Source organism: Prosthecobacter sp. Pr1 (genome assembly GCF_057652315.1).
This window is the reverse complement of the sequence record NZ_JBYFBS010000001.1, coordinates 14,221-30,133: the sequence shown is the minus strand read 5'-3', so window position 1 is coordinate 30,133 and position 15,913 is coordinate 14,221. Positions and strand designations below refer to the sequence as shown.

Annotated in this window: 13 protein-coding genes; 8 read left to right on the top strand and 5 right to left on the bottom strand. The window is 61.0% G+C overall.

The genetic code is table 11. From position 1 onward, the window contains the following. Nucleotides 1-37 precede the first annotated feature (37 nt). Complete coding sequence (locus AC24GY_RS00125) at nt 38-763, top strand: RNA polymerase sigma factor (protein WP_487679244.1); 726 nt, start codon at nt 38-40, stop codon at nt 761-763. Between the two features lie 63 nt (nt 764-826). Then, nucleotides 827-3,859, top strand: coding sequence for a protein kinase domain-containing protein (locus tag AC24GY_RS00120; protein WP_487679242.1), 3,033 nt, complete (start codon nt 827-829; stop codon nt 3,857-3,859). Here AC24GY_RS00120 and galT read toward each other — a convergent pair. Both galT and metK read right to left on the bottom strand, forming a co-directional pair. Beyond that, entirely contained in the window at nt 3,856-4,851 is a 996-nt protein-coding gene (gene galT, locus AC24GY_RS00115) for a galactose-1-phosphate uridylyltransferase (RefSeq protein ID WP_487679240.1), read from the bottom strand. The two genes, AC24GY_RS00120 and galT, sit on opposite strands and share 4 nt — an antisense overlap. Before the next feature lie 124 nt (nt 4,852-4,975). After that, on the bottom strand, nt 4,976-6,196 hold the full coding sequence (metK, locus tag AC24GY_RS00110; protein ID WP_487679238.1) for a methionine adenosyltransferase: 1,221 nt from the start codon (nt 6,194-6,196) through the stop codon (nt 4,976-4,978). Between the two features lie 201 nt (nt 6,197-6,397). Here metK and AC24GY_RS00105 point away from each other — a divergent pair, with 201 nt between their 5' ends. From AC24GY_RS00105 to AC24GY_RS00090, 4 genes are all read left to right on the top strand, one after another. Further along, the gene (locus AC24GY_RS00105) at nt 6,398-7,729 is read left to right on the top strand and encodes a sulfatase-like hydrolase/transferase (protein ID WP_487679236.1); all 1,332 of its coding nucleotides are present in this window, start codon (nt 6,398-6,400) and stop codon (nt 7,727-7,729) included. Between the two features lie 58 nt (nt 7,730-7,787). Continuing rightward, nucleotides 7,788-8,672, top strand: a complete 885-nt coding sequence (gene hisG / locus AC24GY_RS00100) for an ATP phosphoribosyltransferase (RefSeq protein WP_397380217.1) — start codon at nt 7,788-7,790, stop codon at nt 8,670-8,672. A gap of 31 nt (nt 8,673-8,703) precedes the next feature. Further along, a complete protein-coding gene (locus AC24GY_RS00095; RefSeq protein WP_133796641.1) occupies nt 8,704-8,808 on the top strand; it encodes an AURKAIP1/COX24 domain-containing protein in 105 nt (34 codons plus the stop codon). A 254-nt stretch (nt 8,809-9,062) separates the two neighbouring features. Then, nucleotides 9,063-10,661, top strand: coding sequence for a tetratricopeptide repeat protein (locus tag AC24GY_RS00090; protein WP_487679233.1), 1,599 nt, complete (start codon nt 9,063-9,065; stop codon nt 10,659-10,661). Nucleotides 10,662-10,891: 230 nt separating this feature from the next. Here the strand turns inward: AC24GY_RS00090 and AC24GY_RS00085 are convergent, their stop codons facing one another. Further along, the gene (locus AC24GY_RS00085) at nt 10,892-12,169 is read right to left on the bottom strand and encodes an MFS transporter (RefSeq protein ID WP_487679231.1); all 1,278 of its coding nucleotides are present in this window, start codon (nt 12,167-12,169) and stop codon (nt 10,892-10,894) included. 67 nt (nt 12,170-12,236) lie between these two features. Continuing rightward, nucleotides 12,237-13,073: a hypothetical protein gene (locus AC24GY_RS00080; RefSeq protein ID WP_487679229.1), complete on the bottom strand. Its 837-nt coding sequence runs from the start codon at nt 13,071-13,073 to the stop codon at nt 12,237-12,239. Between the two features lie 91 nt (nt 13,074-13,164). Between AC24GY_RS00080 and AC24GY_RS00075 the strand changes: the two genes are divergently transcribed. Beyond that, nucleotides 13,165-14,580 (top strand): caspase family protein, encoded by a 1,416-nt coding sequence (locus AC24GY_RS00075; protein ID WP_487679227.1) that lies wholly within the window; start codon nt 13,165-13,167, stop codon nt 14,578-14,580. Between the two features lie 7 nt (nt 14,581-14,587). Then, complete coding sequence (locus AC24GY_RS00070) at nt 14,588-14,995, top strand: hypothetical protein (RefSeq protein WP_487679225.1); 408 nt, start codon at nt 14,588-14,590, stop codon at nt 14,993-14,995. A gap of 8 nt (nt 14,996-15,003) precedes the next feature. Here the strand turns inward: AC24GY_RS00070 and AC24GY_RS00065 are convergent, their stop codons facing one another. Next, nucleotides 15,004-15,825, bottom strand: coding sequence for a TIGR00282 family metallophosphoesterase (locus AC24GY_RS00065; protein WP_422321028.1), 822 nt, complete (start codon nt 15,823-15,825; stop codon nt 15,004-15,006). Nucleotides 15,826-15,913: the final 88 nt, after the last annotated feature.

The window sequence follows — 15,913 nt, the reverse complement described above, 5'->3', positions numbered from 1 at the left end:
TCTTGTGCTGAGCCTGTCCGGCGTGGTATGAATCAGCATGAACGACTCCATCGCTCCCGGCGCACGTGAGTTTCACACCACCCGCTGGAGCCTCGTACTCGCCGCCCAGCAGGGTGGGGATGACACGCAGATGCACCGGGCTATGTCCGCCCTCTGCCAGGACTACTGGTACCCGCTGTATGCCTTTGTACGCAGGCGCGGTCATGCTCCGCATGATGCCCAGGACCTGACCCAGGCCTTTTTCCTTTCGCTGCTGGAAACTCATGCCGCCGCCGATCCGGCACGCGGAAAATTTCGCTCCTACCTGCTCGGTGCCTTGAAAAACTTCCTCGCCAATGACTGGCATCGCGCGCAAACGCAAAAGCGTGGCGGCGGACAGCGGCTGGTGGAATGGGACGCTCTGGACGCCGAGGCCCGCTACGCCCTGGAGCCTGCGGAGCAGTCCGATGCCGAGACGCTCTACGACCGCCGCTGGGCCATGGAGCTGCTGGCTCGCGCGGTGGAAAAACTTCGCGCTGAATTTGCAGCCAAGGGTGAAGCCGAAACTTTTGAGGTGCTCAAAGGCACGCTCAGCGGCGCAGGCCCCGATCGTGGGCAGATCGCGCAGCAGCTCGGCATGAGCGAAGGCGCGCTAAAGGTCGCCATTCATCGCCTGCGCCAAAGCTATCGCGAGGTGCTGCGTGCCGAGATCGCGGAGACGGTGGATTCACCGGAGGAGGTCGATGCCGAGATGCGGCATCTGGTGGCGGTGCTGCGGAGTTGAAGTTTTTTGTAACTCGCCTGCCCGAAGCTTTCAGGAAGTCAGTGAACCCGCCATTCCCACACCATGACTCCTGCCCAAACCTGCCCTCAATGCGGCGCCACCCTGCCTGCCGATGCACCCGCATCCCTCTGCCCTGCGTGCCTGCTCAGCAGCGCGCTGCCCACAGATCCCGGAGCGACCATGCTTATGGCCCCGCTGAAAACCCATGCACTGCCGCAGATTGGCGAAGTCTTTGGCGGCTACCGCATCGAGCGTGAGCTTGGTCGCGGTGGCATGGGCGCGGTCTATGCCGCAGAGCAGCTGTCCAGCGGACGCCGGGTGGCCTTGAAGGTGCTGAGCCACCAGCTCGATTCACCAGACGCTCGCGCTCGCTTCCTGCGCGAAGGACGGCTCGCAGCCTCCATCAATCACCCCAACAGCGTCTATGTCTTCGGCACGGAGGAGATCGACGATACGCCGGTCATTGCCATGGAGCTCATCGCGGGCGGCACCTTGCAGGATCGCATTCAGCGCTACGGCCCCCTGCCAGTCGGTGCAGCCGTGGATGCGGTGCTGCAGATCATCGCGGGTCTGGAGGCCGCGCATTCCGTCGGCATCCTGCACCGCGACATCAAACCGGCGAACTGCTTCGAGGACATGGACGGCACCGTGAAGATCGGCGACTTCGGCCTCTCGATCTCCACCGCAGGCCGGGGCGATTCCATGCAGACGATGGATGGCACCTTTCTCGGCACCCCGGCGTTTTGCTCGCCGGAGCAACTGCGCGGCGAGGAGCTGAACGTGCGCTCAGACATGTATTCGGTAGGCGTGACATTGTTCTACCTCCTCACCGGACGCACACCCTTCGAAGGCAGAAACATGGTGCAGCAACTGGCCAACTCACTCGAGAAAGCCGCGCCGTCCCCCCTGCAATACCGGCCGGACATGCCCCAGGGGCTCGCTCGCATCGTGTTGCGCTGCTTGAACAAGCAGGCCACCGAGCGCTTTGGCAGCTACCAGGAATTGCAGCAGGCACTGCTGCCCTATGCCTCCATCGCCCCCACACCTGCAACTCTGGGTCTACGCTTTGCCGCTGCGGTGATCGATCATTTCATCCTGAGCGCGGCAAGTTTTGTCGTCCCGCTGTTCTTTGTGGATTCACCGATGGATATGCTCAACCCCAAGTTCATTCACACCTGGAGTTTCTTCTGGCTCACTCTGGGCATGTTCGTGGCGCGGCATTTGTATTTCGGCATCAGCGAAGGCGTCTGGGGTGCCTCCATCGGCAAGGCGCTCGTGGGCCTGCGCGTGGCCAGGCTGAACCGCAGCGCACCCGGCATTCCGCGCGCGCTCATGCGCTCGGTGTTGCTGCAGGCCCTCGTCATTGTGGAAATCTTCCGCTACAGCACGATGGATGTCACTCAGATCACCGCTTGGAGTTATGCGTGGATCGTCATTCAGATCCTGTTTTTCCTTCTGTTCTTCGTCACAGCTCGTCGTCAAAACGGCTTCGCTGGACTCCACGATCTATGGACCGGCACACGGGTGATTCAGAAGTCGGCGTATCAGCCGCGTGTCGCCATGGCGCAAACCGAGGACACTGTCCCAGCAACGGACGGCATGCGGAAGATCGGCCCGTTTCATGTCATCGCCACTCTGTCTGCTACCGGCACTGAAGAGGTGCTGCTCGGCTACGACACCCGTTTGCTGCGCAAAGTCTGGATTCGCCAGACACCTTCCGGCTCACCACAAGTGTCGCAGGTGCAACGCAACATCGCACGCCCGGGCCGCCTTCGCTGGCTGCAGGGAGAACGCAGTGAACACGAATCATGGGACGCCTACGAAGCCGCCAGCGGCACCCCTTTGACGAGCCTTGTCGCTAAACGCCAGCCCTGGCGTGTCGTTCGCCACTGGCTCCACGATCTCGCGGCTGAATTGTACGCCTCCACGCAAACGGGCTCACTGCCGGACACGCTCACGCTGGATCATGTCTGGATCACCTCGGAGGGCCGGGCAAAGCTTCTCGACTTTCCCGCCCCCGGCAGCGTCATCGTTGCCAGCGAAGGTGCAGTGACCCCACAGATCTTTCTGAACCAGGTCGCCATCGCCGCTCTTCAAGGGCGCATCGTGACTTTGCAGGAAGCCACGGCACTCAACATGCCGGTGCCACTGCCCATCCAGGCCCGTCAGACGCTGCTCAGCCTAAAGAGCGCCACGGATCTCCATGGCAGCGTGGTGCAGCTTCGCGCATTGACGCAGCTGCCTGCGGAAGTTTCGCGCTGGCGGCGTTTCGCACTTCTCATTGGCACGGTCGCGCCATCGTTGTTCCTGACCGCCTTCATGGCGCTCGGCATGTCATTCTACAAAGGATGGGCCGCCAAAAATCCAGCCTTCTCCGCGATACGTGGCTGCATGATGTCCTATGAGGACATGCTCAAAGACAAGCAGCAGCCAGGACTGGAAAACATTCCGGCACCCGTGGCCAGAGCCGCCATGGAAACCTACATCGCCGGCACTTACGGCCCCATCGTGCGAGATCCGCAGCAGTGGGATTCCCCCATCGGGCGCAGCATCCTGCCTCCTCCTGTGCGAGCCAGTGTGGAAAAAATCGTTCATGGCCACCCACCACCCACACCAGAGGATCTTCAAAAGGCCAAAGCTTTGCTGCAACCTTTGCTGGACACCCGTGTCGCAGAACGGGCCAGGGAACTGGGCTTTGCTGGCAAGCACCAAACGATGGACTTCGTCACCGCTTCCGTGCTCGGTGTGTATCTTCTTGTCACCGCCATTTTGAGCCTGTTCTGCGCCGTCGCTTTTCGCGGCGGCCTGATGATGCGCATCCTCAGCATCGCAGTGGTCAAAGATGACGGCACTGATGCCACCCGCCTGCGCATGCTGTGGCGCAGCCTCATCGCCTGGTCACCCATACTGCTGCTGCCCTTGGTGATCATGTTCGACGCTCCACTGATGCAGATGGCCGGTGATCAAGACGTGATCCGAGTCATCGGTTTGATCGGCATGACCGTTCTGTCCCTGGCTCTCGTCCTCGCCGCCATCGCCACACGTGGCCGCGGTTTGCATGACCGTCTGGCACACACCTGGCTGGTGCCCCGCTAGAGCACGATGCCGCGCACACGCTCGGCGCAGCGCTCGGGCCTCATGCTGTTGATGTAGGTGCCGCTGCCGAGTTCAAAGCCCGCAAGCTGCGAGATGCGTGCAACGATGGAAATGTACCAGTGGAAGCAGCCGGACACTTCTCCCACGGGCGCGGAACGAATCGTAAAGTTATAGTCCGGCGCACCTGCAGCTGCCTTGAGTCGGCGCAGCAGGCGGCTCAGCAGTCCCGCCAGTTCCTCGATGTCCGCATCGCTGATCTCATCAAACGCCGCCTGATGCTTGCGCGGAAAAACCCACGTGTGATAGGGCGACAGTGCCGCATAGGGCATGAAGGCCACAAACGCCTCACCCGCCTCGATGATCCGCTCTTCCGCCAGCAATTCCTCGTGCAGCACCGTGCAATACAAGCAACCGCCCTCCAGTTCGTGAAAACGCCGCGCCTCCTGCAACCGCATGCACACCTGCGAGGAAAGCACCGGTGCCGCCGTGATCTGCGAATGCGAATGCTCCAGGGAGCTGCCCGCGCGCTGCCCCTGGTTTTTGAAAATAACGATGCTCTCCACCATCGGATGGCTGCGCAGTACCTGATAGCGTTCCCGATACATGCGCAGCACCATCACCAAATGCGCCGCATCCATCTCTCCGAGGTCAAGATCATGCCGTGGATGTTCCACCACCACCTCATGCACCCCGGAGGCGGACATGGAGCGAAACGTCCCATGCTTCTTCCGCTGCACATCCAGCTTGGCATCAAAGACAGAATATTTATTGGGCACCACACGCACCAGCCAGGAACCATCCGGGGCTGCCACGCGGGCGATTTCCGCAGGAGTCCGTGCTTCATTGCCCGTGCAGAAAGGGCAGTCGTCACGGTGCGGCGGCCGCGTTAGATGCGACGCGGCCTGCGGATGAAAATCATCCGGCCTCAGCGCCCGCTCCGGAGCCATGACAACCCAGTCAAGCGTGATGGGATTGAAACGCATTTCAGACATGGGCAAGGGCGGGGTTGGGTCTGCTCTAACGAACAGACTCCACTTAGCTGGCAGAAAAAAGCCGCGCAAGTTTCCCTGCGCGGCTTTGTCTTTATTGATGCTTGGGCAAAAGCCTGATGTCAGCTTACTTCGCTGCCTTCTTGAGAGCGTCGGCCTTGTTGGTCAGTTCCCAGGTAAGATCTGGATCGTCGATCTTGCCGAAGTGACCGTAGTTGGTGCTCTTCGAGTAGATCGGGCGCAGCAGGTTGAGCTGCTTGACGATGTCGGCTGGCTTGAAGGAGAAGACCTTCAGCACTGCAGCAAGGATCTTCTCGTCACCGATGGTGCCGGTGCCAAAGGTGTCGATGTGCACGCTCACAGGCTCCGGATGGCCGATGGCGTAGGCGAACTGAACTTCGCAGCGGGTGGCAAGGCCCGAGGCCACCACGTTCTTGGCAACCCAGCGGCCCATGTAGGCGGCGCTGCGGTCCACTTTGGACGGGTCTTTGCCGGAGAAGGCACCACCGCCGTGACGGCCCATGCCGCCGTAGCTGTCCACGATGATCTTGCGTCCGGTCAGGCCGCTGTCGCCCTGAGGGCCACCGACGACGAACTTGCCGGTCGGATTGATGAGATACTCAGTCTCCTTCGTGAGCATGTCCTTCGGCAGCACCTTCTTGATGACCTGCTCGATGCAGAACTTCTCGATCTCGGCGTGGCTCACATCCGCAGCGTGCTGCGTGGAGATGACGACGTTCACGATGCGCGTAGGCTTGCCATCCACATACTCGACGGAGACCTGGCTCTTCGCGTCAGGGCGCAGCCACTTGGCCAGCTTGCCAGCCTTGCGGATGCGTGTCAGCTCACGCCCAAGGCGGTGAGCATACATGATCGGCGCAGGCATGAGTTCCGGCGTGTCGTCACAGGCAAAGCCAAACATGATGCCCTGGTCGCCAGCGCCCTGCTCGGCGTGCTTCTTGCCTTCGGCTTCAGCGGCGTCCACGCCCTGGGCGATGTCCGGGCTCTGGATGGTCAGGTAGTTGTTGATGAAAAGCTTGTCGGCGTGGAACACGTCGTCGTCATTGGTGTAACCAATGCCGCGCACAGCGTCACGGATGACTTTGCCGACGTTGATGACTTCGTCGATCGGCTTGGTGGTGCCGAGCTTCTTGTTCTGCAGCTTCGGGATGGTGATCTCACCACCGACGACGACCACGTTGCTCTTCGCAAAGGTCTCGCAGGCGACGCGGCTCTTCGGGTCGATCGCAAGGCATGCGTCGAGGATGGCGTCAGAAATGGTGTCGCAAACTTTGTCAGGATGGCCTTCGCCGACGGACTCGGACGAGAAGATGTAGCTACGGGACATGATGGTGGTCGTATGGGTTATATGGACGAATCATGATTTGATGATGCGTCCTGTGGAAGCCGGGAGAGTATTCCCCAAACCGGAGGCGTCAATGTGGATTTCATCGTAGAGCAAGCCTCCGGCTTGCCAGTGCGGGCAGGATAGGTGCTGGTGGATTGTGCAGGATAAGGCGCTGCAAGGCCCCCGTTTAGATCCCCCATCATGCGTTGTTTCCTTTTCTCAGTGCTCGTCACTGCTTTCCTCAGCCCAGCCTTCGCCGCAGAAAAGCCCAACGTACTCTGCATCGTTGTCGATGACATGGGCTGGGGCGATATCTCCTGCTTTGGCGGGCAGGTGCCGACACCTCATATGGACCGGCTGGCCAGAGAAGGAATGCAGTTCCGGCAGTTCCACGTGGCCTCCCCCATCTGCTCAGCGTCACGTTGTGCCATGGTCACCGGGCAGTTCCCGGCACGCTGGCGCATCACAAGCTATCTGCAAACGCGTGCAGGCAATCATGAATGCGAGCAGGCAGATTTTCTCGATCCGCAGGCACCCTCCCTGCCGCGCGCCTTCCATGAAGCAGGCTACGCCACCGCCCACATCGGGAAATGGCATCTCGGCGGTGGCCGTGATGTGACGGACGCCCCCAAATTCGCCGCCTATGGCTACGATGTGGGCCTGGGCACCTACGAAAGTCCGGAGCCCGCCGCAGCACTCGGCCTGAAGACGATGCCTTGGGAAACCAAACGCGAACCCCAGCAGGTGCCCCGCCATGAACGCACACGCTGGATGGTGGATGAGACGCTGAAGTTCATGCAGCAGCACTCAACGCAGCCCCGCTTCGTCAATTTATGGCTCGATGACGTTCATACCCCCTATCGCCCCGGCGAGGGAAAGGATGATCGCGCTCTCCCGGCGAAATACCGCGACGTGCTCGTCGAAACAGATCGCCAGATTGGCCGTCTCATCGACGCACTGCCCCCGAACACCCTCATCCTCCTCTGCGGTGACAACGGCCCCGAGCCCACGCTGGAACACACCCGCACCAAGGGCCTGCGCGGCATGAAATGGAGCCTCTACGAAGGCGGCATCCGCACCCCGCTCATAGTCCGCTGGCCCGGCACGGTGCCGGCAGGCGCAGTGAATGACACCACCGTCTTCAGCAGCGTCGATTTCATGCCCACCCTCTGCGCCTTGGCTCAGATCAAAGCTCCCGCAGCCGATCAAGATGGCGAAGACATGAGCGCCGCCCTGCGCGGGGAAAAAATCGTGCGCCACAAACCTCTCCTCTGGGAATACGGCCGCAAACCCGGCGAGGCAGGCAAAGTCAAAACCGGCTTCCCCTACCCCAAAGAGCCAGATGCCAAATCTCCCAATGTCGCCATCCGCGAAGGTGAATGGAAGCTACTCGTCAACGCCGATGGCACCCAAACCGAACTCTACCACCTCGGCAAAGATCCCAGCGAAACCACCAACCTCGCCGAGACCGAAAAAGACACCGCCCAACGCCTGAAAAAGGCCGCTTTGGACTGGCGGAAGGCTTTGCCGTGAAATTTCCCCTCGCCAGCCGAAAAAATGCCACTAGGATGCGCGCCCCCTTCCCCCAACCATGTCCGAACCCAAGAATATCCTCCGCCTGGGACTGCCCAAAGGCAGCCTGCAGGAGCCGACGCTTGAATTATTCAAGCGTGCGGGGTTCAACATTGTCGTCTCCTCCCGCTCCTACCGTCCCTCAGTGGATGACTCCGAGCTGGAGCTCCGCCTGCTGCGCGCACAGGAGATCGGACGCTATGTCGATCACGGCTTCCTCGACTGCGGCATCACTGGCCGCGATTGGATCGTGGAAAACAACGCGGATGTCGAAGTCATCACCGACCTGCGCTACAGCAAGGCAACCTCTTGGCCCACCCGCTGGGTGCTCGTCGTGCCGGATGATTCCCCTGTCCAGTCCGTCAAGGACCTGCAGGGCAAGCGCATCGCCACCGAGGCGGTCGAGATGACCAAGAAATACCTCGCCAAACACGGTGTCGAAGCCGAGGTCGAATTTAGCTGGGGTGCCACGGAAGTGAAGGTGCCCGAAATGGTGGACGCCATCGTGGACATCACCGAAACCGGCTCGTCCCTGCGCGCGAACAAGCTGCGCATCGTGGACACGCTGATGGAAAGCTACCCCCAATTTGTCTCCAGCAAACCTGCCGCCCGTGATGAATGGAAACGGCAGAAAATGGAGACACTCGTGCTGCTGCTCAAAGGTGCGCTCGAGGCCCGCCACAAGGTAGGTCTCAAAATGAACGTACCAGCGAAACAGCTGCAGGAGGTGGTCGCATGCCTGCCGTCCCAGCGCTCGCCCACCGTTTCTACGCTCGCCAGCCAGGATTGGGTGGCCGTGGAAACGGTCATCGACGAAGCCACCGTGCGGGTCATCATCCCACGGCTGAAGTCGCTGGGGGCCGAGGGTATTGTGGAATACCCTCTAAATAAAGTCGTCCACTAGATCAACGCCAACACAACAGGAGAACACGAACATGGGATCGCTCAAAAAGCGGAGAAAAACGAAGATCAACAAGCACAAGCGCAAGAAGCGCATGCGCGCGAACCGTCACAAGAAGCGTTTGCGCTACAAGTCGTAACCGCTAGCCTTCCCGGCATGGCTCCTCTCCGCAGTGCGATTCGATGGTATCGAGACGCAGGAAGCTTTGTCATGCCCGGGTACGGCTCGGTTGGCAGGGCTCTGCGGCCCTGTCTCACGATGGGTCTTGCCGCCTTCTTTGGCTCCCTCCTCTCAGGTTATGCTGCAACACCAGCGGACCTGTCCTTGGGAGCCAGAGCGGCAGACACATCAGACCTGCAACTATCTCCAGCATCTGCCTCCAGGGCAGATGTCTTGGCGCATTACACTGCCGCGCTCCAGTTCGAAGCCTCCGGGAAACTGAGGCAGGCGCTGGATCATTATCTGGCCGTTTTCAAAGCTGACCCGGGCAATTCGGATCTGGCAGCGCATACAGCCGGGATTGCCATGCAGTTCCAAGGCCGCGAAGCCGCCGTCAAAATCCTCGAGGATGCCGTGCGTGCCAGCCCCCGCACTCCCGCGCCGCTGCTCAATCTCGCGCGCTTCGCCAGCACCTACCCCCCGGAGGACCTGTTCGTCAAAGACGACGTCCCATCCAAAGCCGTGGCCGAAGCCCTGGCCAAATTTCCCACGCATGCCGAGGTCTACGAAACGGCCGTCATGCTGCACCTCACTCACAACGAGCGTGACAAGGCCATCGCCGTCATGACGCAGGCCGCCAATCAGAACAGCCGCGATCCGCAGTACTGGCTGGCCACGGGACACACCGCCGAACGCGTCTGGCCGCTCGGTCAGGCCGAGTTCGCCACGGAGTACCGCCAGCGCGTGGCCCCGTTTTTTGAAAATGCCCTCAAAACGGCCTCCAAAGCCGAAGCCGAGCAGGTCACCCTCGAAGTCGCCCGTCAATACCTCCTGACCAACGATCCCGACCGTGCCCGGCAGCTCTGTGAGAAACTGGCGGCCGAATACAACAATCTCGACGCCCGCAAACTGCTCTACCGCCTCTACGTTGCCTCCGAACAAAAAGAAAAGGCGCTCACCACTCTGGAGCAAGTCGTCAAACAAGCACCGGAGGACGCCGAAATGCAGCGCCTCCTGGCCAGTGAGTACGACAAACTCAAGCAGCCCGAAAAGGCCATCGCCCACCTCCAAGCCGCCATTCAAAACGGCGGCGGCGAAATCGGCGACTACGTCAAACTCGGCTGGGAACTCTACCAGACACAGAAGTTCGATGACATGGTGCGTGTCGGCCAGCGCAGCGTGCGCCTGTTTCCCGACCATCCCCTCGTGCACTACCAGCTCGCGATCGCCCATCGCGCCCGTGAAGAATGGGGCCCGTCGGTGCAGCACTTCGCCGAAGCCGAGCAGTTCGCCAGCTCCACTCAGAACGAGCTTCTGGACCACCTGTTCTACTATCAGTACGGCATCACCCTCGAACGCCTCGCTCGCTACGAGGACGCCTCACGCATGCTGGAAAAATCCATCACGCTGACTCCGCGCGAAGAAGCCAAGGCAGCAGCCAACACCATGAACTTCCTCGGCTACATGTGGCTGGATGCCGGCACACATCTCGACAAAGCAGGCGAACTCATCACCAAGGCCAACGAACTGCTGCCCGATCAGCCCGCCTACATCGACAGCCTCGGCTGGTTCCACTACAAGAAGGGCAACTACCCCGGCGCGCTCAAGGAATTTCAGCGCGCCGAAGCCCTCATGCAGCCCGTCACTCCGGAAGATGCCGAGATCCTCGAACACATCGGCCTCACCCATCAGGCCCTCGGAGACAAAGCCAAGGCCCTCAGCTACCTCGAACGCGCCGAGTCCCTCAAGACCCCCGATTTAAAAGCCCGCAAGCGCATCGAAAACGAGCTGCTGAAAATCAAAGGCGGCAAATCGGACACCGAGAAGAAATAGAGCGGAGCGCGCGCACTTCGTTAGCGCATTTCAATTCATCTCGCGCCTGCCCCTCAAGGCATGCAAAGCCGCTCTCCCTCTCCCCGCCCCTGAGACACGACGAAAACGAATATTTTACTCCGGGGAGAGGGCTGGGGTGAGGGGACAAAGAAAAACCCTCGCCAGCATGGAATGCCCCCTCATCTCGCCCCAAGGGTGTCTTGGGCACGGCCGATAAAATCATCAAAATGCTAACCCTCCTCCAGCCGCTCATCACTGTCGATGAACATCCAGCACAGTGCCGCAAGCAGGTAGGTGGCTGCGGCGACATACATCACCTTGTCCCAGCTTTGGTTCGTCAGGTTCATCAGCCACGGCACAGCCACGCCACCCAGCGCACCGCCAAGATTGCCGATCATGTTCATGCTGCCTGAGACCGATCCCGCAAGCTTGCCGCCCACCTCCATGCACGCGCCCCAGGCCCCTGGCATTGACAGATCATTGAAGAAACCTGAGAAGCCCAGCGCCAGCATCGCATACGTGGGATTGTTCAGGGTCGTGGCCAGGATGATCATCCCGCCCGCCGCCAGCATGCCCAGCACGCCGATCGTGCGCCGCGCCCGGCTCAAACTGGTAGACTTGGCCGACATACGCCGCGCCACGACTCCACCAATGAAGCAACCGATCCCTCCAAGGAACAGCGGCAGACCGTTCAAGATCGAAGTCCACGTGTCCTTCATGTCCATCTTCAGCTCCAGCTCCATGTACTTCGGCATCCAGGTGATGTAAAAGTACCACACGTAGCTGATGCAGAAGTAATACACCCATAGCAGCAGCACCGACTTCGTCGTGAAAAGCCGCTTCCACGGGATCGATGCGTGCCCGCCGCTCAGATTTTTTTGCGCCTCCTCCAGCAGTTCACACTCCGCCGCATTCACCCCCTTGTGATCCTTCGGATTGTCCCGGAACCACACGTAAAAACAGATCGCCCAGACCACGCCCAGTCCGGCAAACAGCACGAAGGTGTTCCGCCAGCTGACATAGCCCAGCACCCACACCACCAGCAGCGGCGTGAAGGCCCCGCCCCAGCGCGCCGCCATCCACGTGATGCCCTGCGCCACTCCATGCTCACGCTCCGGCAGCCACACGCTGAACATCTTCGCAATGTTCGGAAACCCGCCCGCCTCACCAGCACCAAACAAAAACCGGCACACAATCATCGACGCCAGATTCCACGCGTAACCCGTCGCCGCAGTGAACACGCTCCAAAACATCACCACACGCAGCAGCACCCGTCGCGGCCCCCATTTGTCCCCCAGCCATCCACCCGGAATCTCAAACAGCGCATACGCCAGCGTGAATGCGGAGAACACATAGCCCATCTGCGTGTCATCAAATCCCAGATCCTGCTGGATGAACGGCCGCGCCTTCGAAATGCACACCCGGTCAATGTAATGAATGATGCCAAGCATCACGGCAAAAACGATCACGCCATAGCGCGTACGAGTGGGACGAAGGGTGGACTCCATGGACGGGTTGGGAAAGCGCGCATGCTGCCACGCGGCCTGACTCAACGTCAACTCCACAAACAATCCATCACGGCTCTCCCACCGTAGGATTCTTCACCACAATCGCGCTCGCCTTCACCGCCCGCGTCAGCACTTCCTTGGGCTGCTTGCCGCTGGGCACCAGCTCATGCGCCATGCCCTTGTAACGCAGCGGCTTGTAGCCGAGCGCCAGCAGCGCATCCAGCGGTGCCTGCTTCAGTCCAGGCTTCCAGTAGTCCGGCGCACCGCCCGTTTCATAGTAGTAGATCCAGGTGTGCTGCGGATCATACCATCCGGCACAAAGAATCACATGCCGGTGCGGAATGTTCAGCACATCCCCGGGCTGCAACTCCTGCGCGCTTCCGAGTTCCGTACACACCGCCGGCAGCCGGCTGGTGTCATGCACGCTTGGCAGTTTCAGACAGCGCGACACAAATCCCGAGCAATCCACCCCCGCAGCCTGCGCGCTCACAGCCGCATTGTCAGCACGCCGTTTTTCTGGCGATGACACATCACCGCCCGCGCTGCCATTCGCAATGGCTTGATCAAACGAAGCCGGATCATCAAACCCGCCCCACTTGTACGGCACCCCGCTGTTCATCTCCCCCGGCACCCACCAGCCCTTGCGCTCCTGCTGCGGTTCGTGCGTCACATCCGGTGTGTTGACGAGCACGCCCGCCTTGTCCTTCCCGTGCAGAATGTTCCTCGCAAACGGCCGCCACGTGTGATTCGCAAACCGCTGCGCAATCGCCATCGCCTCATCCGGCGTCACCTGCGAAGGCGCGGACGGATCTCCGGGAATGAGCGGCGCAGAAGCTGCGTCAGGCTTCAACGTGGCGTTGCAACTCACGAGGACAAGCATCAGGGCGGGCAGGGCAGACTTCATCGGGCGGATGATGCGGGAACTGCACGCCAGGTCAACCGATTGCGCCTGTCCATGAGGTTGACCTGCCCGTTCTCGATTGCAGAATGCGTCCATGCCCTCCCGCCTCCGCCTCGCTGGCTTCCTGCTGCTGGCCGCCTTCGCCCTGCGAACGCATGCTGCACCCGCCAAGCCCCCTGCACGCACCGCCCTCGTCATTGGCAATGCGAAGTACGAAGCCGCCGTGGGTCCGCTGCGCAACACCGGCAACGATGCCAAAGCCGTGGCCAAAACCCTGCGTGATCTCGGCTTCGCAGTGATCGAAAAACATGACGTCACCCGCGATCAACTGCTGCGCGCCGTGGTGGAATTCCGCACCACTCTGACCGGTGCCGAAGTCGGCCTCTTTTATTACGCAGGCCACGGCATCTCCGTGGCAGGCTCAAACTACCTGCTCCCCATCAAATCCGGCTACACCTCCGAAGGAGCCGACGATGTCACCCTGCGCCTGCTCGCAGAAACCAAACTCTTCAATGTCGAGCAGGCCGTGGCCGACATGAAATCCTCCGGCGCACTCTGCAACCTCGTCATCCTCGATGCCTGCCGCACCACGGCCGTTGCACGCACCGGACGCACCCGCGACGCCACCAACCCCGGCGGCCTCAGCGAGATGAAGCCGCCCGCCGGATCACTCATCGCCTTTGCCACCGATGCCGGACAAACCGCCCTCGATGGCGATGGCACCAACGGCCTCTACACCGAAGAACTCCTCAAAAACCTGCGCACCCCCGGTTTGACGGTCGAGCAGGTCTTCAAACGCACCCGCGCTGGCGTGCTCGAACGCTCCAATGGCGGACAGATTCCCGCCGAATACTCACGCCTCGTTGGCGATGACATCTTCCTCGCCGGGCAGGCTCCCGCCGCGGCCCCCATGGTGGCATCGCTTCCAGCTCCAGCCGCTCCCGTAGAATCACCCCCATCTCCACCACGGTCAGTCACTCCGCCCGCACTGCCCACTTTGAAGGAGGTCACAAAACTCGCCACCGCAGGCATGGCCCGTGAATGCGTCGAGGCATTGCAGCAGATCTCAAAGTCCAAAGGCCCCGGCGACTATGCCGCTCTGCCCATCGAAGTGCTGCTGGATCACGTGAAGGAAGACCTCAAAGACGCCACCACCGCCTCTCCCACCGTCGAATCCGCCGCCACCACCTGCGAGCTCATCCTCCAGGCCCTGCGCGACTGCCTGCCACCGGATCATGAGAAGAAGATCCCCTTCACCGCCAAGGCCCTGAACCGTCGTGGCGATACCCTCCTCCTCCTCGGTCGTGCCGACGAAGCCCTCGAAGCCTACAACGCCGCCCTCCCGCTCACCCCCGACGATTCCTACATCCTCTACAATCGCGGCCGCGCCCACCTCGCCCTCGGCAGCACGGATGCCGCCAAGGCTGATTTTACCGAAGCCGCCAGCACCAAATACCATCAGCTCAAAGCCCGCAAACTGGCGCAAGAAGCCCTCGCAAAACTCAAATAATTCCATCATGGCAAAATCTTGGAGCGAAAAGTTTGCCCATCCGCCGAAGCCCACCGTCTCCCGGCTGGGAAAGCCCTATGCCGGACATGCTGAAGGCGAAAAGATGCTAATCCCCACCCCCGCCGTCGTGGCCGCCTACGTAGCCCAGATTCCCCCGGGCGAATCACGCACCATGCCCCAGATGCGGGAAGATCTCGCCGCCGCTCATCACGCAGATTTCACCTGCCCTCTCACCGCCGGCATCTTCCTGCGCATCGCCTCCGAACTCGCTTGGGAGCAGCATCAAAACGGCAGACCACTTGCTGAGATCACCCCCTTCTGGCGCGCAGTCGATGTGAAATCACCCATGGCCAAAAAACTCGCCTGCGGCCTGGATTTCATCCTCCAGCAACGGCAGAGCGAAGGCATCGGGTGAGGCCCCCTCTACTCATGCCACGTCCGCGCCACCCGCTCAATACTGAGCGCCTTCCCCGTGGCAGGATCAATCGTGATCAGCACCCCATTCACCCGCACCGCACCACTACCCACGCCAAAGCGCGTGGGCATCATCGTGTGGAAGCGTTCCAGCACCGGCTCGATCTGGCTGCCGATCACGCTGTCCATCGGGCCGCACATGCCGGCATCGCTTTGAAAGGCGGTGCCCTTCGGCAGCACACGCTCGTCAGCCGTCGGCACATGGGTGTGCGTGCCGACAACGGCTGAAACTTTGCCATCCAAATGCCAGCCCATCGCCACTTTCTCGCTCGTGGCCTCGGCATGGAAGTCCACAAAGATCACCGGCGTTTCCTCGCGCAGCTTTTCCACAAGAGCGGCGATGGCCGGGAAAGGGTTGTCGAGTTGCTGGTTCATGAAGGTCCGCCCCTGCAGGTTCACCACCGCCACTTTGCACTTCTTCGATTCCAGCACCACAAAGCCGCTGCCGGGTGTGCCTTCCGGGTAGTTCATCGGGCGCAGCATGCGCGGCTCATCGGCCAGATACGGCACAATCTCCCGCTGATCCCAGATGTGATCTCCGCTGGTCACCACGGCGGCGCCGGCTCGCATGAGGCTGATCGCGATCTTCGGCGTGATGCCCCGCCCCCCCGCTGAGTTTTCACCATTCACCACGATGAAGTCGAGCTTCAGCTCCTCCTTGAGCACAGGCAGCAGCAGCCCGACCGCCTTGCGCCCCGGTTCGCCCACCACATCGCCCAAAAAGAGAAGGCGAAAGAGTCCATCCGCACCGTCAGCCGTGTTGTCATTCATCGTGGCGCTACTTAGTAGATGATGAAGCCGGGGATCAAGTCTAGGATGCACTTTATGATGATGAAACGAATGCTGTGTGGCTGCGCGC

Excerpts from the sequence above, each read along its gene's own strand:
- AC24GY_RS00125 (WP_487679244.1), top strand. The coding sequence starts at position 38 with ATGAACGACTCCATCGCTCCCGGCGCACGTGAGTTTCACACCACCCGC.
- AC24GY_RS00120 (WP_487679242.1), top strand. The coding sequence starts at position 827 with ATGACTCCTGCCCAAACCTGCCCTCAATGCGGCGCCACCCTGCCTGCC.
- galT (WP_487679240.1), bottom strand. The coding sequence starts at position 4,851 with ATGTCTGAAATGCGTTTCAATCCCATCACGCTTGACTGGGTTGTCATG.
- metK (WP_487679238.1), bottom strand. The coding sequence starts at position 6,196 with ATGTCCCGTAGCTACATCTTCTCGTCCGAGTCCGTCGGCGAAGGCCAT.
- AC24GY_RS00105 (WP_487679236.1), top strand. The coding sequence starts at position 6,398 with ATGCGTTGTTTCCTTTTCTCAGTGCTCGTCACTGCTTTCCTCAGCCCA.
- hisG (WP_397380217.1), top strand. The coding sequence starts at position 7,788 with ATGTCCGAACCCAAGAATATCCTCCGCCTGGGACTGCCCAAAGGCAGC.
- AC24GY_RS00095 (WP_133796641.1), top strand. The coding sequence starts at position 8,704 with ATGGGATCGCTCAAAAAGCGGAGAAAAACGAAGATCAACAAGCACAAG.
- AC24GY_RS00085 (WP_487679231.1), bottom strand. The coding sequence starts at position 12,169 with ATGGAGTCCACCCTTCGTCCCACTCGTACGCGCTATGGCGTGATCGTT.
- AC24GY_RS00080 (WP_487679229.1), bottom strand. The coding sequence starts at position 13,073 with ATGAAGTCTGCCCTGCCCGCCCTGATGCTTGTCCTCGTGAGTTGCAAC.
- AC24GY_RS00075 (WP_487679227.1), top strand. The coding sequence starts at position 13,165 with ATGCCCTCCCGCCTCCGCCTCGCTGGCTTCCTGCTGCTGGCCGCCTTC.
- AC24GY_RS00070 (WP_487679225.1), top strand. The coding sequence starts at position 14,588 with ATGGCAAAATCTTGGAGCGAAAAGTTTGCCCATCCGCCGAAGCCCACC.
- AC24GY_RS00065 (WP_422321028.1), bottom strand. The coding sequence starts at position 15,825 with ATGAATGACAACACGGCTGACGGTGCGGATGGACTCTTTCGCCTTCTC.